This is a genomic window from Aureibaculum algae (assembly GCF_006065315.1).
Taxonomy (GTDB): domain Bacteria; phylum Bacteroidota; class Bacteroidia; order Flavobacteriales; family Flavobacteriaceae; genus Aureibaculum; species Aureibaculum algae.
In genome coordinates this window covers 4,177,593-4,203,687 of record NZ_CP040749.1, presented here as the reverse complement: position 1 = coordinate 4,203,687, position 26,095 = coordinate 4,177,593, and the positions used below count along the sequence as shown (strand labels likewise).

Here is a 26,095-nt window from a genome sequence, read left to right as displayed (position 1 = left end):
TACTATATCAAACCAATATCGATAGGTTTAACTTTTGTAAATTTTAAGTTTTGTACCAGGTTTTAAACTTTTAACACTCCAAATATTGTTCCAATTTTTGATTTGTTCAACAGAAACTTTCGGAAATTTTTTTGATATGATCCATAATGAATCTCCTTTTTTAACTGTATAGGTAGTGTACTTACCTGTAGGAGTGGGTTGTGGAGTTGTTTTTTTAGTAGTAGTTGTTTTACTTTTAGAAGAAGTAAATTTATAATTTTTAGGATAAATAGTTAATCGTTGTCCAATTTTTAGATTATTTGAACGTAAACCATTCCATCTTTTTATTTGAGAAACTCCAACGCCATAACGTTTGGCTATTTTACCAAGATAATCACCATTTCTAACGCGATATCTGATTTTGTCAGAAGCTGTTTGAAATTTTGGTAATTGTTTTTCGCGTTTAGCAAGATCTTCTTTGGCATACGCATAGATTTGCTCCTCATTAGAAACAAATTTTCCAATCAAATTAACGGGTAAACGTAACGTGTATTTCTTTTCTTTGACAAAAGGAATTATTTTTAACTTGTATTGTGGGTTTAAATGTTCTAATAACTCATTATCAGTATTTAAAACCTTATTAATTTCGTCGAATGTAATTTGATGTTTAACTACAATGGTGTCAGTTTCAAATCTTTTAGTAATAAATTTTTGAGGCCTAATGCTGTGTTCATCGGCATATTCCATTAAATATAATGTCGCATAAAATGCTGGTAAATAACCAGCAGTTTCACGAGGTAAATTGTGTCTAATATTCCAATAATTTCGGCTACCACCTGAGCGTCTTATAGCTTTTGAAACATTTCCAGGACCAGAATTGTATGCAGCTAATGCAAGATCCCAATCATTAAATGTGTTATATAGTTGAGATAAAAACTTACAGGCTGCTTCCGTAGCCCTAATTGGGTCATGTCTTTCATCTACATAAGAATTTACTTCTAAATCAAATTGCTTACCAGTATAATACATAAATTGCCATAAACCAGATGCTCCAACTCTAGATCTAGCTGTTGGTCTTAATGCAGATTCAACAATAGCTAAATATTTAATTTCTAAAGGGATATTGTATTTATCTAGGTGTTCTTCAAACATAGGAAAGTAGTATTCTGCTCTTCCCATTAAAATACCAAGTGATTTTTTACGCGTTTTTAAATAATGTTTTATTAATCGTTCTAGAGAGGAGTTATACTCAACATTAAAGGGCGTTGTGCTGTTAAGATGAGCCAACCTTTCTTTTAAAAGTTCAGTACTAAGTCCGCTATTTAATGTATCAGAAATCTCTTCTTCAGGATCTACATATTGAAAGTCATTATCTAATGATGATGCTCTTAACCTAGCCACCCATAAACTATCAATTAAATTAGCATCACTATGGTCAATTAATTCAGGAGGGTTAACTTTTAGGCTATCTCCATTTATTTTCAATGCCTTTGTCGTATTATTATCTTTAAGTTCATTAGTTGTCTTTTGAGCAAACAAAAGACTAGGGGATAATAATAAAATGAATATATAAACGAATCTCATCATGTTAAATATTTAGAAATATTGACAGCTGTAAATTAGGGTTAGAAGAAAACAAAAATAGAAAAATTATTTTTAAGTCAATCCTACAAACCCAATTCCTATTCAAAATAAAACTTAGTCACCTGATAAACAAGTGTTTGAAATTAGTTTGTGATATTAAACTGTTAGCATAACGTAAAATACCTATACAAATTATTCAGTGCTTGTTAAAACTTTTAGTTCAGTACCAGGTTTAATGTGAGGTACACCCCAAATATTGTTCCAATTGCGAAGTTGATTTATTGAAACATTTTGAAATTTTCTGGAAATTATGAAAAGAGAGTCGCCCTTTTTTACAGTGTATACTTTAAAAACATCGGGTTTTAGAGTAACATCATTTGTTTTTATGGGTTCGGTTAATGATTTTATAGCAACTTCGTTTTTCTTGTTTGTAATGACCAAACGTTGTCCTTCAATAAGAAAGTTTGTTTGTAAGCCATTCCATTCTTTTAATTGTTGTAATGTTATTCCAAATTTTCTCGCAATTTTAGGTAAGTTGTCTAACTTTTCTACAACATAGCTGTTTTCAGTATTCGGAATAATATTATGTGGTTTTTCTTTATTATCTAGGGTGTTGTCTTCCTCGTAACTTTTACTTAAAAACGATGCAATGGCACTCTTTGGTAATGTTAATACATGGGTTTTGTTTTTGTTAAACGGTATAATCTCTAACTTATATTGAGGGTTTAAAGAGGTTAAGAATTTATTGGGTACTCCAGTTCTTTTTTCAATTTCTGAAAAACTTAGCCTTTGATTAATATGTAGCGTGTCTGTATCAAAATAATCAATTTCAATATTGGTGGGATAAATTTGATGTGCTTCACCATATTCAAAAAGATAAAACATGGCATAAAAAGCAGGAACATAACTACTTGTTTCTTGTGGTAAGTATTGTCTAATATTCCAATAATTTCTTTTACCTCCAGAACGTCTAATAGCTTTGTTTACATTACCTGGTCCAGAATTATAAGCTGCCAAAGCTAAGTCCCAGTCATTAAATGTGTCGTGCAATTTTTTTAAATACTTACAAGCTGCTTCAGTAGCTTTTATAGGGTCAGTGCGTTCATCAATATATGAAGTCACATCTAAACCATATTCTTTACCTGTATGATACATAAATTGCCAAATACCTTTTGCCCCTGCATGTGATGTTGCTGTTGGCAGCAAAGCAGATTCTACTACAGCGAGGTATTTAATCTCAAGAGGGATATCATATTTGTCTAAATATTCTTCAAAAATGGGAAAGTAATATTCAGCTCTGTCCATTAAATTAGAAATAGCCTCTTTTTTATCTTTTATATACAAGCGAATAAAACGTTCAACAGTGGCATTATAAGGTACATCAAAAGGAGTTTTGTCATTTAGAATTGCCAACCTGTCCTTTAATATCATGCTTGAGAAATTCTCAACCTTGCTCGGTTTTATTTTAGTATCAGTAGTGTTGTAAGAAATAGTATTATCAACATTCACCTCAATTGGGTTCGTTTCATATTCATAACTATCTACCAAGGTGTTCTGAGCAACTGCGATTAAAAAATTACAGAATAAAATAAAAGTGAAAAGCTTCTTCATTGAGGTTGATAGGTTTTGTAACAAATCAAAAGTAGCAAAGCATCACAGGGTAATAGCAAAATTGTTAATTAATGCTAAAAACTTTAGATGTAATAATCAGTAATAGAGGGTGTTGCGTAAATCTCTCTCGGGTGCATTGAAAAATAGTTAGTTAATCTCTATTTTGATTAACAAAAATGTAATTAGATGGTCTTTAAATTGTTTAAGTCAAAATAATTTGCAATTCTAAAATAAATAATATAAAAATTTTTATGCCTTTAATAAAAAGTTGTAATATTGCTATGTGAAAGTGTTACAAATACATATAGTTTCTACATATTTTAGTCGCCCATCTGGGATTCGTCGCCCGTAAGGGTATCTTATATTTTAATGAACTTAGGTGAGTCCAGTTCTTTTTTCAAACACACAATTTTACAAACACATTTTAATTAATCTATTATCATAGTATGGATATTGTTATTGCTACAAAAAAGCATAATAAGTATGCTGCCATTATTTGCGATACCATTGCGGAATCAGCAAAAGTACGAGGGACTGGAATAGCCAAGCGTACACCAGAGTATATCATGACCAAACTGGAAAATCAGAATGCTGTAATTGCCTTAGATGGGGATAAATTTGCAGGGTTTTGTTATATTGAAGCTTGGGACCATGGAAGGTTTGTGGCTAATTCAGGATTGATTGTGCATCCTGATTACAGAAGCTTAGGTTTGGCTAAAAAAATCAAAAAAGTAATTTTTGATTATTCGAAAAAGAAATTCCCAGATGCTAAAATGTTTGGCATAACTACAGGTTTGGCCGTATTGAAGATTAACTATGAATTGGGGTATAAACCCGTTACTTTTTCAGAGTTAACAACTGATGATGCTTTTTGGAAAGGTTGTCAAACGTGTAAAAATTATGATATTTTAACACGTACAGAACGGAAAATGTGCTTATGTACAGGGATGCTTTATGACCCCAATGATAAAAAAGTAAAAGAGGAAAGTGAGCAAAAGCACCCTTATAATAAAAGAGTTTTACAAAGATTAAAAAACATAAAAGAATCAGTATTCTTAAAAAATAAAAACAAATGAATAAATTAGTTTTAGCATATAGTGGCGGATTAGATACATCTTATTGTGCAAAATATTTGTCAGCTGAAAAAGGTTACGAAGTTCATGCTGTAAGTGTAAATACAGGTGGATTTACAGATGAAGAAGTGAATGATATTGAAGAAAAAGCATATGCTTTGGGCGTTAAATCTTATAAAAATATTAATGCAATTTCAACCTTTTATGAAAAGGTGGTTAAGTATCTTATTTTTGGTAATGTTTTAAAGAATAATACCTATCCCTTATCTGTAAGTTCAGAACGTATAATTCAAGCCATTGAAATAGTAACTTACGCAAAGAAAATTGGAGCAAAATTTATTGCTCATGGTAGTACTGGTGCAGGTAACGATCAAATTCGATTTGATATGATCTTTCAAATATTAGCTCCTGAAATAGAAATTATAACACCCATTAGAGATTTAAAGCTCTCAAGAATGGATGAAATAGAGTTTTTAAAAGGGCATGGTGTAGAAATGTCATGGGCAAAAGCTCAATATTCTATTAATAAAGGGTTATGGGGTACTAGTGTTGGTGGTAAAGAAACACTAACATCAAATGAACCGTTACCAGAATCGGCGTACCCAAGCCAGTTAGAAAAAGAAGGTTCTGAAAAAGTGAAGTTGAGTTTTAATAAAGGAGAATTGGTAGCCATTGATTATGTAAAAAATAGTCCAATAGAAAATATTAGAATTCTTAATGAATTAGCATCTAAATATGCCATTGGCCGTGATACTCATGTTGGAGATACGATTATTGGAATAAAAGGTAGAGTTGGTTTTGAAGCTGCAGCACCACTTATTATTATTAAAGCACATCACTTATTAGAAAAACATGTGTTGACAAAATGGCAACAACATCATAAAGAGTATTTGTCAAATTGGTATGGCACAATGTTGCATGAAGGGCAGTTTTTAGATGCTGTTATGCGAAATATTGAAGCCTTTTTGGAAGATTCTCAGGCTAATGTAAATGGAGATGTTATCGTAACCTTGAACCCTTATAGATTTAGCCTTGATGGAGTTCAGTCTCGTCACGATTTGATGAATTCTAAAGTTGCTGCATATGGAGAAATGAATGAAGGTTGGACTGCCGATGATGCAAAAGGCTTTATTAAGATTCTATCCAATCAAAATAAGATTTTTAATCAAGTAAATAACAACGAATGATACAAGTTGGAATTATAGGTGGGGCAGGCTATACGGCAGGCGAATTAATTAGATTGCTGATTCATCATAGAGAAGTTAAAATTAATTTTGTTTACAGTACTTCAAATGCGGGCAATAAAATTAGTGATATTCATCAAGATCTTATTGGTGAAATAGATCAAAAATTTTCTGATAAAATTAATACTGATGTTGATGTACTTTTTCTTTGTTTAGGTCATGGAAATTCCAAAACGTTCTTAGAAAATAATCACTTTTCTAGTGCTACAAAAATTATCGATTTAAGTAATGATTTTAGGTTACTGAACGATCGTGTTTTTCAAGGCAAAGAATTTGTTTATGGCCTTCCAGAACTTAATTTAGAAGCTATTAAAACAGCTAATTATATTGCAAATCCAGGATGTTTTGCAACAACTATTCAGTTGGCGTTATTGCCACTAGCAAAACATGATTTATTACAAAGTGACATCCATGTAAATGCGGTAACTGGGGCTACTGGTGCAGGAACATCATTATCTAAAACAACGCATTATACTTGGCGTGATAATAATTTTTCGTATTACAAACCCTTTACACATCAACATTTAGGTGAAATAAATCAAAGTCTAACGCAATTGCAAACTTCGTTTAGTAATGAAGTGAACTTTATGCCAAATAGAGGTAATTTCAGTAGAGGGATTTTTGCCACTGCCTATTCAAAATTTGAAGGTACTTTAGAAGAGGCTAAACACATATATTTAGATTTTTACAAGGACGCAAAATTTACGTTTCTAAGTGATGTTGAATTACATTTAAAACAAGTTGTAAATACAAATAAATGTTTAGTGCATTTACACAAGCATAATGATAAATTGTTAATCAGCAGTATCACAGATAATTTACTAAAAGGAGCTTCTGGTCAAGCAATTCATAATATGAATTTAATGTATGGATTTGAAGAAAGTGAAGGTTTAAATTTAAAAGCAACTTACTTCTAGTAGGCGTATTAAAAAATAAAACAATGAAAATAGCAATAATAGGAGCAGGAAATTTAGGGTTGTCAATAGCCAAAGGACTTATTGTAAACAATGCATATACCCATTTGTACTTAACAAAAAGACATACGCTTAGTATTGAAGAGTGGTCAGAATATGATAATGTCAAAATAACGACCGATAACAGAGAGGCGGTTAAAAATTCAGACATTATTATTTTTGCAGTACAACCGAAACATTTTGATGGTATTCTTAATGATATTTCTGATATTCTAACCGAAAATCACGTCTTAATTTCTACGATAACTGGGTTTAAAATTTCTAGTATTGAAGCCGTTATTGGTTCAGATAATTTTATAATCCGCTCCATGCCAAATACAGCTATTTCAGTAGGCAAATCAATAACCTGCTTATGTAGTAATGAGAAAGGGAAAAAGCGTATTGATATTGCCAAGTCTATTTTTAATAGGTTAGGTACATCTGTTGAAATTCCTGAAGAGCAAATGCGTGCTGCAACTGTTATTTGTGCAAGTGGTATTGCTTTTTGGATGCGATTGATAAGAGCAACAACGCAAGGAGCAATTCAGTTGGGTTTTGAAGCTGATATAGCTCAAGAAATGGCGATGCAAACCTGTTTAGGAGCGGCCACGCTGTTGGTAGAATCAGGGAACCATCCCGAAGAGGAGATAGATAGAGTTACTACCCCGGGAGGTTGTACCATTGAAGGATTAAACCAAATGGAGCACAGTGGTTTAAGTTCTTCTTTAATAAAAGGGATTGTCTCTTCTTTCAATAAAATTAACCAAATAACCGAAGCAAACACATGAATTTATTTGACGTTTATCCATTGTATTCTGTTACCCCTGTAAAAGGTAAAGACATCATTGTTACTGATGATCATGGAGTAGAATATTTAGATCTTTATGGAGGGCATGGAGTCATTTCTATAGGCCATACACATCCACATTATGTTGCAAAAGTTAAAGAGCAATTAGAGGCTCTTGGTTTTTATTCTAATGCTGTTCAAAACCCGCTACAAGTTGAATTAGCCCAGAAATTAGGTGCCATTTCTAAATGCCCAGATTTTAGTCTATTTTTATGTAACTCTGGGGCAGAAGCCAATGAGAATGCTTTGAAATTGGCATCATTTCATACCGGTAAAAGTCGTGTGATTGCTTTTAAAAATTCTTTTCACGGACGTACGTCTGGAGCCGTTTCTGTAACAGATAATCCAAAAATAATTGCACCCATAAATGCCTGTAATCCTGTTACAATTTTGCCTTTGAATAACAGTGAATTACTTGAATCCGAATTGTCAAAAGGGGATGTTTGTGCCGTAATTATTGAGGGTATTCAAGGTGTTGGAGGTTTAGATGAAGGAACAACAGCTTTTTTTCAGGATTTAAGAAAATTATGCGATACATATGATGTTATTTTAATTGCCGACGAAATTCAATCGGGGTATGGTAGAAGTGGTAAATTCTTTGCCTTTCAACATCATAATATTGAACCTGATATTATTTCGGTAGCAAAAGGTATGGGAAATGGGTTTCCGGTTGGAGGAATTCTAATTGCACCAAAACTAAAAGCTAGTTATGGACTTCTAGGAACCACTTTTGGAGGAAATCATTTAGCTTGTGCAGCTTCAATAGCAGTGTTAGAAATACTTGAAAAAGAACAGTTAATAAGCAATGCGGCAAAAATGTCGGCTTATTTTATAGAAAACGCTAAGGAGATACCACAAGTAAAAAAGATAAAAGGAAAGGGCTTAATGCTTGGTCTTGAATTTGATTTTGAAGTGGGTGAATTAAGAAAAAAATTAATCTATGATAAGCACATATTTACTGGAGGTGCTAGTAATAAAAAGTTACTAAGAATTTTACCGCCATTAACAATACAAAAAGATCATATTGATCAATTTTTTGAAGCTTTAAAAGTTTTACTTGACGAATAAAAAAATGAATATAATTTTATCTATATCGCAAAGAAATGCCGTATTGCTTAGTATGGCAAAGTTGGTGGCTCAGGAAACTGAAACGATAATTAGTGCTAATAAAGAGGATATTGCAACTTTTGCGGTAAATGATTTGGCAATGTTTGACAGGTTAAAAGTAGACGAAGATAAAATTCAAGGTATGATTTTGTCTTTAGAGCAATTGGCAAGTCAAGAAGATCCTGTAGGTCAAGAGCGGTTTAATTTTACCCATGAGAATGGATTGAAAATTTCAAATAAAACAGCATCTTTTGGTACAGTAATGATTATTTATGAATCACGACCAGATGTTACTGTAGAAGCAGGTGGAATAGCATTTAAATCTGGTAATAAAATTTTATTAAAAGGTGGTAAGGAATCGTTGAATTCAAATTTAGCAATTGTTAACCTTTGGCATCGTGCTTTAGAAGAAAATGGAATTGATAAAAATTGGGTTGAGTATTTGAATTATAATCGAAATGAAACACAGGTTTTTTTGAAAAATCCTACTCAAAAAGTTGATTTAATTATACCTCGTGGCGGTGAGAAGTTAATTGCTTTTGTGAAAGAAAACGCAACCTGTCCCGTGATTGTAAGTGGTAGAGGTAATAATTTTGTTTATGTGTCAAAGGAAGCGGATAAGCAAAAAGCTTTTGATATAATTATGAATGCAAAAGTGGCAAAAATTTCTGCGTGTAACGCTTTAGATAAGGTGTTGATAGATTCAGAATTGCCAAATTATCATGGTTTTTTAGAAGAGCTAATTACAAAACTATCATCGAGTAATGTAACCGTTTTAGTAGATGCATCATTGGAGGGGTTGGCGAATGTCAATCTAATACCAAATGAAGAGATTTGGTTTGAAGAATTTTTGGATTATAAAATAGTAATTGGACTTGTAGACAATTCAGAGGCTGCAATTGCTAAAATAAATAAGTACTGTGGTGGTCATTCGGCGGCAATTATAACCAGAGACGATACTGAAGCTAAACTTTTTATGGAGTCTGTTGATGCTGCTGCTGTATATCAAAATGCATCTACACGTTTTACAGACGGATTTCAATTTGGCTTAGGTGGAGAACTCGCTATTAGTACAGATAAATTACACCAGAGAGGACCCATTGGTCTTCAACATTTAGTAACTAATAAATGGTATATTTTCGGAGATGGGCAAATTAGGTAAAAAAAGAGTACTATTAAAAATAGGAACTAATGCACTTACTAAGGAAACTGATCAGATTTCAAGAGGTAAAATTGAAGATATTGGTAGACAAATATCAGCATTAAAGGATGATTACGAATTTATCATTGTCAGTTCTGGAGCTATTGCTGTTGCAAAACAGTTTGTGAAATTAGAAGGTAATGGTAAAGAAATTAATGTAAAACAGGCCTTAGCGGCAATTGGTCAGCCGCATTTAATGCGGATATTTCATGATAATTTTTGGGAACTTGGGCTTTTAACATCTCAATGCTTATTGTCTTATGCAGATTTTGAAAGAGAAATTTCTAGGCAAAATATTATGAATACCATTAATGTGTTGTTGGAAAATAATTATATCCCTATCATTAATGAAAATGACACCGTAGCAACAGATGAAATTAAATTCGGAGATAATGATAAATTAGCTGCATTAACTGGTTGTTTGTTAAATGTAGATTTAGTAATAATTGCCACAAATACCGATGGAATCTATACGAAAGTATCTATGAATGAAAATAAACAAAAGACCATTCAGCTTGTTGAAGATATAGATAAATTGCAAAGTGAAATTTCAACTGATAAATCCTCTAGAGGAACAGGAGGTATGCAATCTAAAATTGATGCCGCCCGAATTTTAAAAAATAATAATATTGAAACTTGGATAGTTAATGGAATTGATGATGGTTTTATACAAAAAGCAATCAACAATGAAATTACATTTACCAAAATATTAAACAAAAACTAATGAATTACCTCTCTATTAATGATATTAACTCTTTGCATGATTGGGTGCAAGAAGCGATAACTATAAAAAAAGATCCTTTAAAAGATCATACGCTTGGAAAAGATAAATCTATTGGGCTATTGTTTTTTAACTCTAGTTTACGTACACGGTTAAGTACACAAAAAGCAGCCTTAAATTTAGGGTTGAATCCGATTGTGATGAATTTTTCTAATGAAGGATGGGCGTTAGAATTTGAAGATGGAACTATTATGGATCAGGGTAAATCAGAACATGTAAAAGAAGCTGCTCAAGTAATTTCTCAATATTGCGATATTATTGCAATTAGAGCATTTGCGTTGTTAGAGGATAAAGAAAAAGATCAAGCGGAAGAAGTTCTTTTAAATTTTAAAAAATATGCTTCGGTTCCTATTGTAAATATGGAAAGTTCGGTTGGACACCCGTTGCAAGCTTTGGCTGATGCTATTACGTTGGCAGAATATAATCAAAAGAAATCGCCAAAAGTAGTGTTGTCTTGGGCCCCACATCCAAAAGCATTGCCTCATGCCGTTGCCAATTCTTTTGTGCAAATGATGCAATTACAAGATGCAGAATTTGTGATTACACATCCTGAAGGATATGAGTTAGATCCAGAAATTACTAAAAATTCTAAAATTGAATATAACCAAGAGGAGGCATTTAAAAATGCAGACTTTATTTATGTTAAAAATTGGAGTTCTTTTTCTGATTATGGACAAGTAATTTCAAAGGATAAAAATTGGATGATTGATCAACCAAAAATGAATTTGACCAACAATGCAAAATTTATGCATTGCTTACCAGTACGAAGAAATGTTATTGTAGCTGATGAAGTGTTAGATGGAGAAAATTCCTTGGTAATAGAACAAGCAAATAATAGAACCTATGCCGCACAGTTGGTATTAAAAAAGATTTTGGAAAATGAGTAAACCAAAACTACATATCATAAAAATTGGAGGTAATGTTATTGACCATGAGGAAAATTTATCTTCTTTTTTAGTTGATTTTTCAAAGTTAGAGGGGTTAAATATCTTAGTCCACGGTGGTGGAAAAAAAGCAACGGAGATTGCTAAGAAACTACAATTAGAACCTAAAATGATTGGCGGAAGACGGATAACTGATGCTGATAATTTAGAAGTAGTAACGATGGTTTATGCAGGTTTGCTAAATAAAAATATTGTTGCAAATTTGCAAAAAAATAATTGTAATGCGATAGGGCTTTCAGGTGCAGATGGTAATGCTATTAAGGCTAATAAACGAATAGTAAAGGAAATAGATTATGGTTTTGCTGGTGATGTAGATGAAGTTGATACGAATACTATTTCTGTATTATTAGAGAATAATTTAATTCCCGTTTTTTGTGCAATTACCCATAATAAAGAAGGTCAGTTACTCAATACCAACGCCGACACCATTGCTTCAGAATTGGCATCTGGTTTGGCTAAAAAGTATGAGGTAAGTTTAACGTATATTTTTGAAAAAAAGGGAGTTTTAGAAAGTATAGATGATGAAGATTCTGTAATAGAAAGTATAGATTCTGAGATGTATGAAACACTTAAAAATAATAATATTATAGCAGCTGGTATGCTACCAAAATTAGAAAATTGTTTTTATGCATTAAGCAGGGGTGTTGCTGAAATTCATATTGCAAATTCTGATTTTATTACGAATAAAAACACACAACACACAACATTAAGTTTATGATTGAAAAACTAACCAAAGAAGCCATACAATTATTACAAGAATTGATAGCAACACAATCTTTTTCTTCCGAAGAAGATGGGACGGCAGCAATAATTGAAAAATGGTTTGAGAAAAATGAGATTAGTTTTAAAAGAAATAATCATAATGTCTATGCCTTTAATAAGTATTTTGATACAGAAAAACCTACGTTATTATTGAATTCGCATCATGATACTGTAAAACCAAATTCGGCGTATACAAGAGATCCTTTGAATCCAGAAATTATTGATGGGAAATTATTTGGTCTTGGAAGTAACGATGCTGGCGGTTGTTTGGTCTCGTTGATAGCGTTATTTACGTATTTTTATAATCATAAGGATTTAAAATACAATCTGATTATGGTAGCTTCAGCTGAAGAAGAAAGTTCTGGTCAAAATGGATTAAATAGTATGTTGCCAATATTACCAAAAATTGATGTTGCTATTGTGGGTGAGCCCACTTTAATGCAATTGGCAGTGGCAGAAAAAGGATTGTTAGTTATAGATTGTATTGCACACGGAAAGGCAGGTCATGCTGCACATGGGTTGGGTGATAATTCAATTTATAAAGCAATGGAGGCCATAGAATGGTTTAGAACCTATAAGTTTCCGAAGGTCTCAGAAACCTTAGGGGAGATTAAAATGACAGTTACGCAAATTAATGCAGGTAGTCAGCATAATGTGATACCTGCCGAATGTCATTTTGTAGTAGATGTTCGTATTACTGATGCGTATAGTAATAAAGAGGTGTTGGAAATTATTAAGAGTCATGTTGAGGTTGAAGTAAAAGAACGATCTTTACGATTAAATTCATCATCTATACCCAAAGAACATGCTTTAGTAAAAGCTGGTATTGCTTTAGGTAGAGAAACGTATGGTTCTCCAACCTTATCAGATCAAGCAGTATTAACTTGCTCGTCTTTAAAATTAGGTCCTGGTGATTCATTACGCTCACATACCGCAGATGAATTTATTTATGTGAATGAAATTGAAGAAGGAATAAAAATTTATATTGATTTGTTAACAGACGTTATTGTATAATCGGTTCCGTTCGTTGTAATTTGTAGACCAATTAAACAGATTGAGAATTAAAAACATTTAAACATTAAAAATTATGAAACTCTGGGATAAAGGCTTTAGCACTGATAAAAAAATAGACATGTTTACGGTCGGAAATGATCGTCAATTAGATTTGATCATTGCTAAATATGACGTGTTGGGTTCAATTGCCCATGCCAAAATGTTGCATAAAATAGAAATCTTACAAGATCGAGAAATTGTTATAATTGAGGCAAAACTGAACAGTATTCTTCAAAATATAGAAAAAGGAAATTTTGTTATTGAAGATACCTTTGAAGATGTGCATTCTAAAGTGGAATTCATGCTTACTGAAATGTTGGGCGATACTGGTAAAAAAATACATACGGCACGGTCTAGAAACGATCAAGTTCTGGTTGATTTGCACTTGTATTTTAAAGATGAAATTTCAGAGATTAAAAATTTAGTAAAATCGCTATTTGACGAGTTAATGTCAAAAGCAGAAGAGCATAAAGAGGTGTTAATACCAGGATATACCCATTTACAAGTTGCCATGCCTTCTTCATTTGGTTTGTGGTTTTCTGCGTATGCCGAAAGTTTAATTGATGATGTTTATATGTTGAATGCCGCTTTTAAAATAGCAGATCAAAATCCATTAGGTTCGGGTGCTGGTTATGGAAGTTCATTTGATATTGATCGTCAAATGACAACAGAATTACTAGGATTTGAAACATTAAAGTACAATGTGGTCGCTGCTCAAATGAGTAGAGGTAAAACAGAAAAGGCATTGGCTTCGGCACTAAGTACTGTAGCAGGGACGCTTTCAAAATTTGCCATGGATATATGTTTATACATGAGTCAGAATTTTAATTTTGTGTCCTTTCCAGATGAGTTGACTACAGGCTCTAGTATAATGCCTCATAAAAAGAATCCTGATGTTTTTGAGTTGATAAGAGGTAAGTGTAATGCACTACAAGCTCTGCCTTATGAGCTGACGTTAATCTCTAACAATTTGCCAAGTGGTTATCAACGTGATTTACAATTGTTAAAAGAGGCTGTTTTACCAGCAATTCAAACGTTGAAATCTTGTTTAGAGATGATGACCTTTTCTATTGAAAATGTACGTGTAAATACTAAAATTTTGGAAGATCCAAAATATGATTATTTGTTTACAGTTGAAGAGGTTAATAAATTAGTACAAGAAGGTGTTGCTTTTAGAGATGCTTATAAAATAGTAGGGGCTAAGGTAGAAAAAGGGGAGTTTAAACCTGATAAAAATGTCAATCACACGCATTTAGGAAGTATAGGTAATTTATGTTTGAAAGAGATTAATGAAAAAATGATTACCGCGTTAAAATAATTTTTAATATAGAATAATAACCTTTGAAAATGGTCAAAATTACTATTGATTTTTTAAGGAAAACACCTGTGAAAGTGGTAAATTTGTACGGTATTATTTCATAAAAATGGACACTACCAATCGTTTAAAGCAAGTAGCAGATTTGTTATTAGAAATATCATCACTATTGATGGTTTCAGGAGCAAATACGAATAGAGTGGACTTAAATATAGACCGTTTTGCATCCGTTTTAAATTGTGAATCTTTTAGTTTAATCAGTCAGAAGACTATTATATTAACGGTCGTAGATATTAAAACGGGTGAAAATTACACTAAAGTTAAAAACTTACCTTCCCATAAAATAGATTTTACAATTCTTTCATTAATTAGTAAAGCCAGTTGGAATGCAATTGATCAAGATTGGTCATTGTCTCGAATTAGAAACGAAATTAATAACTTAAAAGATCAAAAAAGATATCCAAGAATCGTTGTGCTTATAGCGGTAAGTTTTGCGGGTGCAGGTTTTTGTAAAATATTTGGAGGTGACTATTTAAATTTATTAGTTGCATTTGTAAGTACATTTTTTGGCTTATTGATGCTTCAAGAGACACATAGAAGATTATTTAATGTTTATATAAATGTTTTTTTAGCATCATTAACAGCTTCTACAATAGCCTCTTTAGGTGTTTATTTTAATTTAGGTACGCAACCTGAGGCAGCTTTGGCGACTTCCATACTCTTTTTAGTTCCGGGAGTTGCTCTAATTAATTCCTTTTCGGATCTTTTAGATAAAAATGTATTGAATGGAATGGTAAGATTTGCCAACGGTGTCATGACCGTATTAGCAATGGCACTCGGGCTTTTTATAGCTATGTTAATTTTTGAATTGAAATGATAGAAACCATATTAAACATTTTAGAAATTTCCATTTGGGCAGGTATCGCTGCTGTTGGCTTTGGTATATTATTTAATATACCTAAAAAAGCGATTCTTACGGTTTTTTTATTAGGGTTTGGAGCTGGGTTTATCAAGACTTTTTTATTGCATTTTCAAATTAATATTGTTTTAGCTAGTTTGGTTTCAGCTTCGTTTGTAGGTCTATTAAGTATACCTTTAGCTCATAGTATTCATCAGCCTCCTGTAGTGTTTTCTATACCTGCCGTAATACCAATGATTCCTGGGTTTTATGCCTATGAGACGGTGTTGTCAATCATGTCTTTTACTTTTCTAGAAAAAGATGATGCAAAAAGATTAGTATTTATGGATGCTATATTTTCAAATGGTTTTACCATGTTGTTCATCTTAATTTCATTATCTATTGGTGTATCTTTACCACTACTTTTGTTGCGAAAAGATACCGTAAAAAAAATAGAAAATTAAGACATCGTTATTTTGTAATTCTTAACTTTAAATAAAAATAAATCATGAAAAAATTAGTTTTTGTTTTATTGACTAGTTTCTTATTCTTAGGATGTAACAATAATGAGAAATCAAGTGTTAAATCGGCTTGCTCGGTAGATAATCCTATAGAAGATTTGGTTTGGTTAAAAAAATTATCCACAGCATTAGGAGAAGATGAAGAATTTTCTAAATATAACTACATAGTCCAATCAGATAGTAATAACGAAACTTTGTTTATTGTAGCCAATTGTTGTCCCACTTGTAATTCTGGAAATGTAGTATTCAATTGTAAAGGAGAAGAAATTGGTTATATTGATGATCCTGAATTTCCGTCAGATTTACTTGCAAATGGGATTTTAATTTGGAAAAGTAAAGATAATGAATGTGATAAGTAAGATAAAGTTTTTTCTTGAGCTTATTGATGCACGTTTATTAAAAGTAAACGCAACCTTTTGTAATAATCTACGTCTTTCAATAAAATTATGAATTATGAAAAACATAGCTTTTATTCTATTTTTTTGTTTCTTAACGTATGGTTGTACCGATAATGATGAATCTAATGAGAAATCAGCTTGTGGGGTAGAAAATCCGATTGAAAATTTGGCTTGGTTAAAAAGTGAAATTGAGCAGAGAGAACAGAATGAGGTAGTTGACTATCAATATTCTTATATAATGCAAACTTCTTTTGAAAAGCAAGATATTTTTATTTATGGAGATTGTAATCCTCTTACAAATTCTGTAATTACGGTTTATAACTGTAGTGGAGAAAATATTGGGTATCTTGGTGATGATAAATTTCCTGTTGAATTATTGCAGGAAGGAATAGTAATTTGGAAAGCTGAAGGTTATCAATGTGCTTTTTAAGATATTAATTAATTAACGCCTTTTTCATTGCAATAGCTTTTAATAAACATTCTTCATATTCCTTTTCTGGTTCAGATTTTGAAGTTATTGCCCCACCTACTGAATAAGATACATAGTTATTCGTTTGATTATATAAAATACTTCGAATGACGACGCTAAAATCAAAATCACCCGTAGGTGTAAAATAACCAATAGCTCCTGAGTATATTCCGCGTTTCGAGGCTTCTAATTCTTCAATTATCTGCATAGCGGATAGTTTAGGTGCACCAGTCATGCTTCCCATAGGAAATAGACTCTTAATAATATCTATAGAATCAGTAGTATCTTCTACGGTCGAACTTATGGTGGAAATCATTTGATGCACTTGATCAAACGAATAAACCTTGCAGAGCTCTTCAACTTTTACAGAACCTTTTAGGGCTGTTTTAGATAAATCGTTACGTACTAAATCTACAATCATTATATTTTCTGAACGCTCTTTTTGATCGCTAGCTAAAGCGTTGGCAAGTTGCTTATCAGCAATTTTATCTACCAGTCGTTTTGCCGTGCCTTTTATGGGTTGAGAAATGATTTTATTTCCCTCTTTTTTTACAAACCTTTCGGGAGATGCCGAAATCACATACTTGTCATTGAGTTTAATGAAGCTCGCAAAGGGCGGATTAGAAATTTCATTCAAATGATTATAAACATTGAGTGGATTGATAGATGCGTTCTCTGCATAAAATTCCTGACAAAAATTTACTTCGTAAATGTCACCTCTGTGAATGTGTTCTAAAACTTTATCTAATTGATTAAGGTATTCTTTTTTAGTGATACGTTTTTTTATTTTGACGTTATGCTGTTCCAAAGTCGAATTACTGTCATTGCGAGTCCCTTTTTGGGACGAAGTAATCTGTTCAATGCTTTTTAAATCACCATTGATATCATTCTTATTCTCCACCAAATACTGAATCTCCAACACATTATCCTTAAAAAGGAATAGTTTTTTGGGTTGAAAAAAGTATAAATCAGGAAAATGTAATCCGTCATTATTTTTGGAACTTAAGAGTTCGGTATCATTCTTTAAATCGTAGCTTAAATACCCAAAAATAAAATCGTTGACCTCGTTTTTGTAGTTCTTTAATTTAGTAAATGCGTTGAGGTAATTACTCTGTAGTACCGAATGGGCGTCAACCGCTAAGACGGTATCATAGTTAGAATAGCGTTGTGGATAATTATTACTGTCTAGCCATACAAATTCACGGTACTGTTGAGCCCAAATCAGCAATTTGTGCTTGAATTCAGCTGAATTTTCTAGTGTTATTTTTTTTGAAGATCGCAAACAGTTATTTTAAGAAGAATGATCGGCAATGATTTTCCATTCCCCCTTAATTCGCTTTAGGATGATGGAAAACATTCCATCGGCATCGCCAACTTGTCTCTTTAAATGAAACTCACCAATAACCAAAAACACATCATTTGCCAATTGGTCAAAATCACGTAATTTAAACGTTAAGGTTCCGGTATGTTCTTTTGTTGGATAGCCTTTTTTATAGTTTGCTAAGGTTTGCTCCCATCCGTACGTTATGCCTCTACTACCCACAAATTTTAGACTATTCGATTTTAAATACCCCTGCATAAAAGCTACTAAATCGCCATTTGACCAATCTTTTGCTTGTTGCATCATCATGGCAGTAATTTCTTGTGTACTTATTTGGTAATTTGCAGTGGTTGCTTTTTGTGTGTTGCATGCAGTAAATAGCAATACAACTAAGATTGGAATTAATAAGAATTTGTAAATTTTCATGTAAGCTAATTGTTAGTTGTCATTCAGAGCGAAACATAGTTAAGCGAAGAATCTTTTAAATGCATAGCCTAAATTTAAAAGATTCCTCGTTGCTCCTTTGGTCGCTCCTTCGGAATGACAAATTAGCGGATTCCTAGTTTGTCTAACTATGTAACGCTCTTTTACCGGTAGCATCTAATGCAGCTTCTTTAACAGCTTCAGCATATGTTGGATGAGCATGACTCATTCTTGCAATATCTTCTGCTGATGCTCTAAATTCCATGGCTACTACAGCTTCTGCAATTAAGTCAGCTACTCTGGCTCCACACATGTGTACGCCTAGTACTTCATCTGTTTTTGCATCTGCTAATATTTTTACAAACCCATCAATGTCGCCACTTGCTCTAGAACGTCCTAAGGCACGCATTGCAAATTGTCCTGATTTATAATCAACACCGGCTTCTTTAAGTTGTTCTTCTGTTTTACCAACAGCAGCAACTTCTGGCCATGTGTATACAACACCAGGAATTAAATTATAATCAATATGTGGTTTTTGACCAGCAATTGTTTCGGCAACAAAAACACCTTCTTCTTCCGCTTTATGAGCTAACATAGCTCCTTTAATAACATCACCAATGGCGTAAATATTAGAAGCACTTGTTTGTAAATGATCATTTACATCAATTTGTCCTTTTTCATTTGCTTTTACACCTGCTTTATCAAGATTTAAACCATCAGTATAAGGTTTTCGACCTACAGAAACTAAACAGTAATCTCCTTTAAATTCAACAGGATTACCTTTTTTATCATCTGCAGTAATCGTTACTTCTTTAGCTCCAGCTTTAACTGCCGTTACTTTATGCTTCGTGTAAAATTTTATACCTTGTTTTTTTAGTACTTTTTGAAGTTCTTTAGATAAAGAAGCATCCATCGTAGGAATGATTCTATCCATATATTCAATTACTGATACTTCTGCACCTAATCTTTTATATACTTGTCCGAGTTCTAATCCGATAACACCACCACCAATAACGACCAAATGCTTTGGAATTTCTTTTAAGCTCAACGCTTCCGTTGAGGTGATTACTCGTTTTTTGTCTAATTTAATAAATAGTAACGTTGATGGTTTAGAACCTGTTGCTATAATGATGTTTTTAGCTTCAATTTCTTCCGATTTACCATCTCCCGAAGCATCGGGATTAGTAATATTAATATGAGTGGCATCAATAAAAGAACCCAAACCATGGTAGATAGTAATCTTGTTCTTATCCATCAAGTATTTAATTCCACTTGTATTGGTGTCTACCACGTTTTGTTTACGGTCAATCATTTTTTTAAGATTGGCTTTTATATCGCCTGAAATCTCAATACCGTGCTCTTCAAAATGTGCAATGGCATCATGATAATGATGCGAAGAATCTAATAATGCTTTTGAAGGAATACAACCAACATTTAAACAGGTACCACCTAGGGTATCATATTTTTCGATAATGGCAGTTTTCATGCCTAATTGTGCACAGCGAATTGCTGCAACGTATCCTCCAGGACCAGAACCAATAATGGCTACATCATATGTACTCATAAGTAAAAAATATTTTTATAACACAAAAATAGGGATAATATGTGTAATTGAATAACCTGTATTAATTTAATAAATTAGATATGGTAGTTTCTATGGTTGGATACTTAAAACTGAAGCCTTCCTGTAATAAACGTTCAGGAATAACATTCCTGCTTTTTAAAACCAATTCTGTTTCCGTTCCAATTATTTTAGCTCCAATTTTCAATAACCATTCGGGGTGTGAAATACCAAATGGCATACCTATTTTTTTACGGATGGTTTTCATTAAAATCATATTGTTAGTTGGGTTTGGAACAGTCACATTAAAAACACCATTGAGGTTGGGACGGTTAAGGATGAATTCAACTGCTCTCACAAAATCTTCTTCATGAATAAAACTTACCTTTTGATTTCCCCTACCTTGATTACCGCCCAAACCGAATTTTGCTAAAGTTTTTAGCGGGATGAGTGCTCCACCGTTTTTACCCAATACAATAGACGTTCTAAGAATAACCTTTCTCGTTTTATGGGTTTCAAATTGATTAAATTCTTTTTCCCAAGCTTTGGCAATATTCATTGAAAAATCGTTACCAATTTCGCCGTTTTGCTCGGTCATTTTTTTATCTATTGAATGACGATATATTGTAGCTGTGGAAGCGTTCATCCAAATTTTTGGAGGTTGCTTACATTGCAGAATGGCTTTTCCTAAAATTTGAGTTGCGTTGATTCGGGAGTCATAAATTTCCTTTTTGTTTTTATCCGTATAACGGCAATCCACTGATTTTCCAGTTAAGTTGATAAGAGCTTCAGAATTTTCTAATGCAATCGTCCATTTGCCTAATGTGTTGGCATCCCAATACATATCGTTTTCTTTTTTCGGGAAACGCGTTAATAGTAGAACTGTATATCCATTTTTAGTTAATTGATTTTCTAAAACTTGACCAAGGAAGCCACTGCCTCCAGCTATTACAATTGTTTTCATAATTGGAATGATTTTTGAATTTGAAAAGTTAAATAGACAAAATATGATGCAATAAACATTGGAATTATAAAGGTAAGCGTTGCAGTATAATAACTATTTATACCAAATCTTGTTTCAGAGATAATTATAAGAGCCATTATATTTAGTATCGCTAGAATCCAATATATTTTAAGATAATTTTGATGCTTTTTGCTAAATTCTTTTGAATAAACCACCAAGACAATTCCAAGAAAAAGTTGGATTACACCCAGACATAAAGAAGCGATCATACCATATATTACGAAATGAATACTTGCATATAGACCAAATGTTATGAGAAAAGCTGTTAGATTTATATAATGCAATGTTTTCATAATTATAAGTTTAAAATTAATAGTAACGCGATAACGCGATACAACACCCATGTGTAAGATAAATAAGTAGGAAGGTTTAGTAAGTTAACTCTACGATAATGTTCCTTAAACATTAATAGTGCCGTAAGACCAAACCAACTAAGTAGGATCAATGTAGGTAACATGATAAAATGATTGATGACAATAATTGGCATTAACAGAAGAGAGCCCATTAAAGAAACGGTCATTAAATTACCAATATAGTTTAGTAAATCATTACGGGTTATTTTTAATAAGAAAACACTTTGAAATACAATTTGTCCTATGGCTAATACTGTTTCTCTTCCTATCGTAGAATCAGGTAAAAAGGATAATTGTTCTGAATATTGATAAAGTACCAAGCTGGTAATTAAGGAAGCAAAGAGAATATAAATAATCCGGTATTTGATATTGAATTCAGGCTCACAACTCATACATTGAAAGTCCTGTTTCTTAATCGGAATTATCACTTTTCGATTGTAAGAGATAAAAGAATATAGCTTTTTTAAGAACCATTTGATTGGACTAATTTGTCCAATTTTTTCAACAAAAGGGAACGAGTATCCGATAACTTTTAATAAGCTATCAATTCCGTAAAGAACCGTTTTATCGTCATGGTTTATTAGGGCAATTTGATTCTTAGCTTTTTCCAAATCTATATAGTCGAATTCCATTTGTGATTTGCTACTATAGACCTGTCTCCCGTTTTTATCTAACATTTTTGTTTTTATAAATGCGGAAGTATAGGTTTTGCATAGCGGGCAATCATCATCATAGAGTAAGGTATAATTTTTAAGTGTTGCCATCATTTTGTTATTTTAAAACTTTCAGAAAATATTGAAAGTATGGTTTAAATTTTTTTATTTAATAAGTTTGAACAAAGACTTTGTCAACCAATTTTGTTCTTGATTAATCAACTTGTTTAACATCTTGTCAGCATTTTCGGTTAATTCATGCAAAGCTTTGGTTTGTTTTATCAGTTCTTTCGTTTTGTCTGTTTTATCATCTTTTATACTTGAGACTTCTTTTAAGACTTTAATTACCGGCTGAATTTCTCTTCGGCTTCTTTCTTTAGCAATTTGTCTTGCCAATTCTTGCACATCTTTTTCCGTAGTAAAAAACTCTTTGCGTTCTCCAGGAATTATTTCTTTAGTTACAATACCCCAATCCATCAATTGACGTAAATTCATACTGGTGTTACCTCTAGATATTTGCAATTCTTCCATAATGTCTTCCATAGACAATGGTTTGGTAGAAACAAAAAGTAAGGCTTGAATCATTGCCATGGCTTTATTAATACCCCACATCGTACCTAAACTACCCCAAGTGCTAATAAATTTTTCTTTTGCTTCTTGATATTCCATATGCAAATATACAAATATTTTTAAACTTTCAATAATTATTGAAAGTTTATTTTTAATTCTCAATTTTATACTTTAGCCAAATGAAAAATGCTTATATACACAGAATTCAGGTATATTAGTTAGTAAAAGAGTATTATGTTAAAAAACTAAAGCTGAATTTAGATTAATTGCAGGTTTTAGGTTCAGTAAGTAAAGGAATTCTTTATATTAGAAGTACATATTAACTATTTAGGTTCAAAATAATTGAATAGAGAAAAATTTTATAATAATACAAACCTAAAAAGGTTGGCTCGTGGAAATTCAAATTCATTTCATTCACATGCCCCACAAAAAACATACGTTGTAAAAAATTATTACGCTAGTGGTTTTACCCTTATTCTGATTTCCTTATTTTTTTTATTGCCCACTTTAAATGCATTGTATAAATTTGGATTTGATAATTCTTTCTTTTTTATTCTTTTATTGCCAATTTCTGTTTTGATTTGGGGATTTGTACTTATTATAAAGAGTATTCTTCTCGATTTAGATCCCCAAAAAAAAATTAAAATAATATTAACTTCAGAAGGATTACAATTAGAAAAAATATTTTTCACATGGGATATCATAAAAGATGAAGAGATATTGGTTGAGGGAGTTTGGGCTAGATATATGAGATTTTTTTTATATTTTAAGATATTGGAGACAGATAGGTTTTCGAAATATACGCTTGAAAGTCATAATTTTAAGTTAGAAGAATTGCGTTATCTACTAAATGTATATAGAAGTAGATTTGAAAATAGAGTTATTGTTAAATCAGATAAGTTTGAAGAGAAATATCAAATGTTGAACAAAAAACGAAGAGATAAATACATATTGAAAAAGTTTGATTTTTAGAAAAAATAAAGTCAATTTTAATGCTATATTTAATATTTTAGTAAATGCAAAAAGTTCTATTTATCGGATTGGTTTTTCCTGAATCAACTTCCACAGCTGCCGGAAGTAGGATGCTGCAATTACTTCACTTTTTTTTAGAGGAAAATTATCACATTACATTTGCTAGTGCAGCACAGACAACACCATATGTTGATAATCTTGAAAGTTTAGGAATAGACAGTGTTACCATTGAGTTAAACAATACCAGTTTCGATAATTTTATTAAAAGGTTACAGCCTGACATTGTCGTTTTTGATCGCTTTATAAGTGAAGAGCAGTTTGGTTGGCGTGTTGTCGAAAATTGCCCAAATGCAATACGAGTTTTAGATACCGAAGATTTACATTGTTTGCGGCAAGCAAGAGGTGAAGCTTTTAAAAAAGAAGAAAGTTTCAAGTTAGAACAGCTGAATAGATTAGATATTACGAAGAGAGAAATTGCCAGTATTTATAGATGTGATTTATCATTAATTATTTCTCCATACGAGTATCAACTTTTACTAAATCACTTTAAAATTCCTGAAACTATTTTAATTGAATTGCCTTTCATGCTTGATGGTCTTTCAAAGGATACGTTATTAGAAAAACCAACTTTTGAAGAGCGACATGATTTTATTAGTATAGGAAATTTTAGACATGAGCCCAATTGGCAATCGGTATTGTATTTAAAGAAAACCATTTGGCCATTTATAAGAAAACAATTACCCAAAGCAAAACTATTGATTTACGGATCGTATCCTTCCCAAAAAGTAACCGATTTACATAATGAAAAGGAAGGATTTATTGTAAAGGGCAGGGCAGAAGATGCTCATAAGGTTGTCTCTAATGCTCTAGTACTATTAGCTCCACTTCAAATTGGGGCAGGACTCAAAGGGAAACTTATAGATGCTATGTTAACTGGAACCCCATCGGCAACCACGATTATTGGAGCAGAAGGAATGCATAATAATTTACCATGGAATGGCTTTATTAATGATAATCCAAAAACATTTGCCAATAAAGCAGTTCAACTTTATACAAATAAAGATATTTGGGAGCAATCACAACAAAACGGAATTGAAATCATAAATTCTATATATTCTAAAATGCAATTGTCAGAAAAATTGAGCGATAGAATTATTCAAATTCAAAGTGATTTGAATGCTCATAGAAATCAAAATTTTATGGGTAGCATGTTACAGCATCATTCTTTACAAAGTACAAAGTATCTCTCTAAGTGGATTGAAGAGAAAATTAGCACTAAATAAAGTGTAACTTTTTAAAAGATTTCTCAAATAATATAGCTTTAGCATCAACGCCTAACCAATTATCTAAAACGGTCGCGTAGATTTGTCTAAAATCAATCTCATAGATTAAATCTCCGTTAGTGTCTAATTTTAAAAGATTTGGAGCACTATTGTAAATACCCTTTTGTTTTAAATTTTCACCAATAATAAAGACATTATTGGCAGTGCCATGGTCGGTGCCATTAGCTGCATTTTGTTGAACACGTCGTCCAAATTCAGAAAATGTAAGTATTAGTGTGTCTTTAAATGTGTCGTTTTCCTTTAAATCTTTTACAAAACTTTCAATACCATCAGCATAAACTTTTAATAACTGTTTTTGTTTGTTAAGTTGATTGGCATGTGTGTCAAATCCACCTAATGAAGTGTAAAATACTTTGGTGTCTAAGCCACTATTGATAAACTCAGCGGTAGTTTTTAATTGTTTTGCAAATGGACTTTGCGGATATTCTTGTTTAGATTTAAAAGTTTTTGAAGTTTCGTAAATGTACTTTGCTGATGATTCAGCCGCAATTAACGTTTTGTATAAATAACCCAAATTATGCTCACTCAAATGAGCGTCTTGTTGGTTGGCTAGTATTTTTTTAAAATAAGGTTCTCGTGCTGAATTAAAAAGAAGAGCCGCGTTTTTTGTAGCAATTCCGTTGTTAATTTCACCTTTTAAGGCTAATGACAAACTATCATCAACTTCAATAGCATTAAAGGGATGCTGACCATATTGGTCTAAATATCTACCTAACCATCCTGAAGTGGCATATTTGTCTGCGTCAGTTGCAGTGTGCCAAATGTCAGTCGATCTGAAATGTGATCGATCTGGGTTAGGGTAGCCTACGTTATTAATAATTGAAACATAACCTTGGTCATACAACCTTTTTAGCGGTAATAAACTTTCATGAAAACCAAGGTCGTCAGTTAAAGAAATTATCTTGCTTTTGGGAATGGCAATGCCTTGTCTTTTTTTATAATAAATATCATTCCTAAAAGGAATTACTGTGTTTAAACCATCATTACCTCCAGAAAGCTGTATAATTACAAGTCTTTTAAAGCCCAATTGTTCTATGGCTATTTTTTCAAATGCTTTTACAAAACTAGGTACTAAAAATAAACTACTCGCTAAACCTGTGTTTTTTAAAAAATCTCTACGTTTCATAAGCTAAGT

General features: G+C 32.1%; 26 protein-coding genes. 17 read left to right on the top strand and 9 right to left on the bottom strand.

The window, feature by feature from the left end:
* Positions 1-27 precede the first annotated feature (27 nt).
* A complete protein-coding gene (locus tag FF125_RS17890) occupies positions 28-1,566 on the bottom strand; it encodes a lytic transglycosylase domain-containing protein (protein ID WP_394344108.1) in 1,539 nt (512 codons plus the stop codon).
* A gap of 189 nt (positions 1,567-1,755) precedes the next feature.
* Positions 1,756-3,174: a lytic transglycosylase domain-containing protein gene (locus tag FF125_RS17885; protein WP_138951062.1), complete on the bottom strand. Its 1,419-nt coding sequence runs from the start codon at positions 3,172-3,174 to the stop codon at positions 1,756-1,758.
* Positions 3,175-3,620: 446 nt separating this feature from the next.
* Here FF125_RS17885 and FF125_RS17880 point away from each other — a divergent pair, with 446 nt between their 5' ends.
* The 15 genes from FF125_RS17880 to FF125_RS17810 all read left to right on the top strand — a co-directional run bounded on the left by FF125_RS17880 (position 3,621) and on the right by FF125_RS17810 (position 16,701).
* The gene (locus FF125_RS17880) at positions 3,621-4,250 is read left to right on the top strand and encodes a GNAT family N-acetyltransferase (RefSeq protein ID WP_138951060.1); all 630 of its coding nucleotides are present in this window, start codon (positions 3,621-3,623) and stop codon (positions 4,248-4,250) included.
* A complete protein-coding gene (locus FF125_RS17875; protein WP_138951058.1) occupies positions 4,247-5,434 on the top strand; it encodes an argininosuccinate synthase in 1,188 nt (395 codons plus the stop codon). The genes FF125_RS17880 and FF125_RS17875 overlap by 4 nt, the downstream gene beginning before the upstream one ends.
* Positions 5,431-6,408: an N-acetyl-gamma-glutamyl-phosphate reductase gene (gene argC / locus FF125_RS17870; RefSeq protein ID WP_138951056.1), complete on the top strand. Its 978-nt coding sequence runs from the start codon at positions 5,431-5,433 to the stop codon at positions 6,406-6,408. Before FF125_RS17875 ends, argC begins: the two co-directional genes overlap by 4 nt.
* A gap of 23 nt (positions 6,409-6,431) precedes the next feature.
* Complete coding sequence (gene proC / locus FF125_RS17865) at positions 6,432-7,232, top strand: pyrroline-5-carboxylate reductase (protein ID WP_138951055.1); 801 nt, start codon at positions 6,432-6,434, stop codon at positions 7,230-7,232.
* Positions 7,229-8,359 (top strand): aspartate aminotransferase family protein, encoded by a 1,131-nt coding sequence (locus FF125_RS17860; protein ID WP_138951054.1) that lies wholly within the window; start codon positions 7,229-7,231, stop codon positions 8,357-8,359. Before proC ends, FF125_RS17860 begins: the two co-directional genes overlap by 4 nt.
* Before the next feature lie 4 nt (positions 8,360-8,363).
* Positions 8,364-9,560: a glutamate-5-semialdehyde dehydrogenase gene (locus tag FF125_RS17855; RefSeq protein WP_138951053.1), complete on the top strand. Its 1,197-nt coding sequence runs from the start codon at positions 8,364-8,366 to the stop codon at positions 9,558-9,560.
* A complete protein-coding gene (proB, locus tag FF125_RS17850) occupies positions 9,544-10,323 on the top strand; it encodes a glutamate 5-kinase (protein WP_138951052.1) in 780 nt (259 codons plus the stop codon). The genes FF125_RS17855 and proB overlap by 17 nt, the downstream gene beginning before the upstream one ends.
* On the top strand, positions 10,323-11,267 hold the full coding sequence (locus FF125_RS17845) for an N-acetylornithine carbamoyltransferase (RefSeq protein WP_138951051.1): 945 nt from the start codon (positions 10,323-10,325) through the stop codon (positions 11,265-11,267). Before proB ends, FF125_RS17845 begins: the two co-directional genes overlap by 1 nt.
* The gene (gene argB, locus FF125_RS17840; RefSeq protein WP_138951050.1) at positions 11,260-12,042 is read left to right on the top strand and encodes an acetylglutamate kinase; all 783 of its coding nucleotides are present in this window, start codon (positions 11,260-11,262) and stop codon (positions 12,040-12,042) included. Before FF125_RS17845 ends, argB begins: the two co-directional genes overlap by 8 nt.
* Positions 12,039-13,100, top strand: a complete 1,062-nt coding sequence (locus FF125_RS17835) for a M20 family metallo-hydrolase (RefSeq protein WP_138951049.1) — start codon at positions 12,039-12,041, stop codon at positions 13,098-13,100. The genes argB and FF125_RS17835 overlap by 4 nt, the downstream gene beginning before the upstream one ends.
* Positions 13,101-13,173: 73 nt before the next feature.
* Positions 13,174-14,457: an argininosuccinate lyase gene (gene argH / locus FF125_RS17830; RefSeq protein ID WP_138951048.1), complete on the top strand. Its 1,284-nt coding sequence runs from the start codon at positions 13,174-13,176 to the stop codon at positions 14,455-14,457.
* A 106-nt stretch (positions 14,458-14,563) separates the two neighbouring features.
* On the top strand, positions 14,564-15,331 hold the full coding sequence (locus FF125_RS17825) for a threonine/serine exporter family protein (RefSeq protein WP_138951047.1): 768 nt from the start codon (positions 14,564-14,566) through the stop codon (positions 15,329-15,331).
* Complete coding sequence (locus tag FF125_RS17820; RefSeq protein ID WP_117879516.1) at positions 15,328-15,816, top strand: threonine/serine exporter family protein; 489 nt, start codon at positions 15,328-15,330, stop codon at positions 15,814-15,816. The genes FF125_RS17825 and FF125_RS17820 overlap by 4 nt, the downstream gene beginning before the upstream one ends.
* A 44-nt stretch (positions 15,817-15,860) precedes the next feature.
* Positions 15,861-16,232, top strand: a complete 372-nt coding sequence (locus FF125_RS17815; protein WP_117879515.1) for a hypothetical protein — start codon at positions 15,861-15,863, stop codon at positions 16,230-16,232.
* 94 nt (positions 16,233-16,326) lie between these two features.
* Positions 16,327-16,701, top strand: coding sequence for a hypothetical protein (locus FF125_RS17810; RefSeq protein ID WP_138951046.1), 375 nt, complete (start codon positions 16,327-16,329; stop codon positions 16,699-16,701).
* A 4-nt stretch (positions 16,702-16,705) separates the two neighbouring features.
* On the opposite strand, the gene pabB is transcribed toward FF125_RS17810, so the two are convergent.
* The 6 genes from pabB to FF125_RS17780 all read right to left on the bottom strand — a co-directional run bounded on the left by pabB (position 16,706) and on the right by FF125_RS17780 (position 22,744).
* Positions 16,706-18,022 carry an aminodeoxychorismate synthase component I gene (gene pabB / locus FF125_RS17805; protein WP_138951045.1) on the bottom strand — a complete coding sequence of 439 codons (1,317 nt, stop codon included), beginning with the start codon at positions 18,020-18,022 and terminating at the stop codon, positions 16,706-16,708.
* A gap of 9 nt (positions 18,023-18,031) precedes the next feature.
* The gene (locus tag FF125_RS17800) at positions 18,032-18,487 is read right to left on the bottom strand and encodes a YybH family protein (RefSeq protein ID WP_138951044.1); all 456 of its coding nucleotides are present in this window, start codon (positions 18,485-18,487) and stop codon (positions 18,032-18,034) included.
* Between the two features lie 142 nt (positions 18,488-18,629).
* The gene (lpdA, locus tag FF125_RS17795) at positions 18,630-20,048 is read right to left on the bottom strand and encodes a dihydrolipoyl dehydrogenase (RefSeq protein ID WP_138951043.1); all 1,419 of its coding nucleotides are present in this window, start codon (positions 20,046-20,048) and stop codon (positions 18,630-18,632) included.
* Positions 20,049-20,109: 61 nt separating this feature from the next.
* Entirely contained in the window at positions 20,110-21,009 is a 900-nt protein-coding gene (locus FF125_RS17790) for a TIGR01777 family oxidoreductase (protein WP_138951042.1), read from the bottom strand.
* Between the two features lie 355 nt (positions 21,010-21,364).
* Positions 21,365-22,189, bottom strand: coding sequence for a DUF393 domain-containing protein (locus FF125_RS17785; protein ID WP_250629613.1), 825 nt, complete (start codon positions 22,187-22,189; stop codon positions 21,365-21,367).
* Between the two features lie 51 nt (positions 22,190-22,240).
* Positions 22,241-22,744: a GbsR/MarR family transcriptional regulator gene (locus FF125_RS17780; protein WP_117879507.1), complete on the bottom strand. Its 504-nt coding sequence runs from the start codon at positions 22,742-22,744 to the stop codon at positions 22,241-22,243.
* 243 nt (positions 22,745-22,987) lie between these two features.
* Between FF125_RS17780 and FF125_RS17775 the strand changes: the two genes are divergently transcribed.
* Positions 22,988-23,617, top strand: coding sequence for a hypothetical protein (locus FF125_RS17775; protein WP_138951041.1), 630 nt, complete (start codon positions 22,988-22,990; stop codon positions 23,615-23,617).
* A 44-nt stretch (positions 23,618-23,661) separates the two neighbouring features.
* Entirely contained in the window at positions 23,662-24,900 is a 1,239-nt protein-coding gene (locus tag FF125_RS17770) for a glycosyltransferase (RefSeq protein WP_138951040.1), read from the top strand.
* Here FF125_RS17770 and FF125_RS17765 read toward each other — a convergent pair.
* Positions 24,893-26,086, bottom strand: a complete 1,194-nt coding sequence (locus tag FF125_RS17765; RefSeq protein ID WP_138951039.1) for a DUF1501 domain-containing protein — start codon at positions 26,084-26,086, stop codon at positions 24,893-24,895. The genes FF125_RS17770 and FF125_RS17765 overlap by 8 nt on opposite strands.
* Between the last annotated feature and the right edge of the window lie 9 nt (positions 26,087-26,095).

What these genes read in the sequence shown, in the direction of transcription:
- FF125_RS17890 (WP_394344108.1), bottom strand. Translation starts at nt 1,566, where the DNA reads ATGATGAGATTCGTTTATATATTCATTTTATTATTATCCCCTAGTCTT.
- FF125_RS17885 (WP_138951062.1), bottom strand. Translation starts at nt 3,174, where the DNA reads ATGAAGAAGCTTTTCACTTTTATTTTATTCTGTAATTTTTTAATCGCA.
- FF125_RS17880 (WP_138951060.1), top strand. Translation starts at nt 3,621, where the DNA reads ATGGATATTGTTATTGCTACAAAAAAGCATAATAAGTATGCTGCCATT.
- FF125_RS17875 (WP_138951058.1), top strand. Translation starts at nt 4,247, where the DNA reads ATGAATAAATTAGTTTTAGCATATAGTGGCGGATTAGATACATCTTAT.
- argC (WP_138951056.1), top strand. Translation starts at nt 5,431, where the DNA reads ATGATACAAGTTGGAATTATAGGTGGGGCAGGCTATACGGCAGGCGAA.
- proC (WP_138951055.1), top strand. Translation starts at nt 6,432, where the DNA reads ATGAAAATAGCAATAATAGGAGCAGGAAATTTAGGGTTGTCAATAGCC.
- FF125_RS17860 (WP_138951054.1), top strand. Translation starts at nt 7,229, where the DNA reads ATGAATTTATTTGACGTTTATCCATTGTATTCTGTTACCCCTGTAAAA.
- FF125_RS17855 (WP_138951053.1), top strand. Translation starts at nt 8,364, where the DNA reads ATGAATATAATTTTATCTATATCGCAAAGAAATGCCGTATTGCTTAGT.
- proB (WP_138951052.1), top strand. Translation starts at nt 9,544, where the DNA reads ATGGGCAAATTAGGTAAAAAAAGAGTACTATTAAAAATAGGAACTAAT.
- FF125_RS17845 (WP_138951051.1), top strand. Translation starts at nt 10,323, where the DNA reads ATGAATTACCTCTCTATTAATGATATTAACTCTTTGCATGATTGGGTG.
- argB (WP_138951050.1), top strand. Translation starts at nt 11,260, where the DNA reads ATGAGTAAACCAAAACTACATATCATAAAAATTGGAGGTAATGTTATT.
- FF125_RS17835 (WP_138951049.1), top strand. Translation starts at nt 12,039, where the DNA reads ATGATTGAAAAACTAACCAAAGAAGCCATACAATTATTACAAGAATTG.
- argH (WP_138951048.1), top strand. Translation starts at nt 13,174, where the DNA reads ATGAAACTCTGGGATAAAGGCTTTAGCACTGATAAAAAAATAGACATG.
- FF125_RS17825 (WP_138951047.1), top strand. Translation starts at nt 14,564, where the DNA reads ATGGACACTACCAATCGTTTAAAGCAAGTAGCAGATTTGTTATTAGAA.
- FF125_RS17820 (WP_117879516.1), top strand. Translation starts at nt 15,328, where the DNA reads ATGATAGAAACCATATTAAACATTTTAGAAATTTCCATTTGGGCAGGT.
- FF125_RS17815 (WP_117879515.1), top strand. Translation starts at nt 15,861, where the DNA reads ATGAAAAAATTAGTTTTTGTTTTATTGACTAGTTTCTTATTCTTAGGA.
- FF125_RS17810 (WP_138951046.1), top strand. Translation starts at nt 16,327, where the DNA reads ATGAAAAACATAGCTTTTATTCTATTTTTTTGTTTCTTAACGTATGGT.
- FF125_RS17800 (WP_138951044.1), bottom strand. Translation starts at nt 18,487, where the DNA reads ATGAAAATTTACAAATTCTTATTAATTCCAATCTTAGTTGTATTGCTA.
- lpdA (WP_138951043.1), bottom strand. Translation starts at nt 20,048, where the DNA reads ATGAGTACATATGATGTAGCCATTATTGGTTCTGGTCCTGGAGGATAC.
- FF125_RS17790 (WP_138951042.1), bottom strand. Translation starts at nt 21,009, where the DNA reads ATGAAAACAATTGTAATAGCTGGAGGCAGTGGCTTCCTTGGTCAAGTT.
- FF125_RS17785 (WP_250629613.1), bottom strand. Translation starts at nt 22,189, where the DNA reads ATGATGGCAACACTTAAAAATTATACCTTACTCTATGATGATGATTGC.
- FF125_RS17780 (WP_117879507.1), bottom strand. Translation starts at nt 22,744, where the DNA reads ATGGAATATCAAGAAGCAAAAGAAAAATTTATTAGCACTTGGGGTAGT.
- FF125_RS17770 (WP_138951040.1), top strand. Translation starts at nt 23,662, where the DNA reads ATGCAAAAAGTTCTATTTATCGGATTGGTTTTTCCTGAATCAACTTCC.
- FF125_RS17765 (WP_138951039.1), bottom strand. Translation starts at nt 26,086, where the DNA reads ATGAAACGTAGAGATTTTTTAAAAAACACAGGTTTAGCGAGTAGTTTA.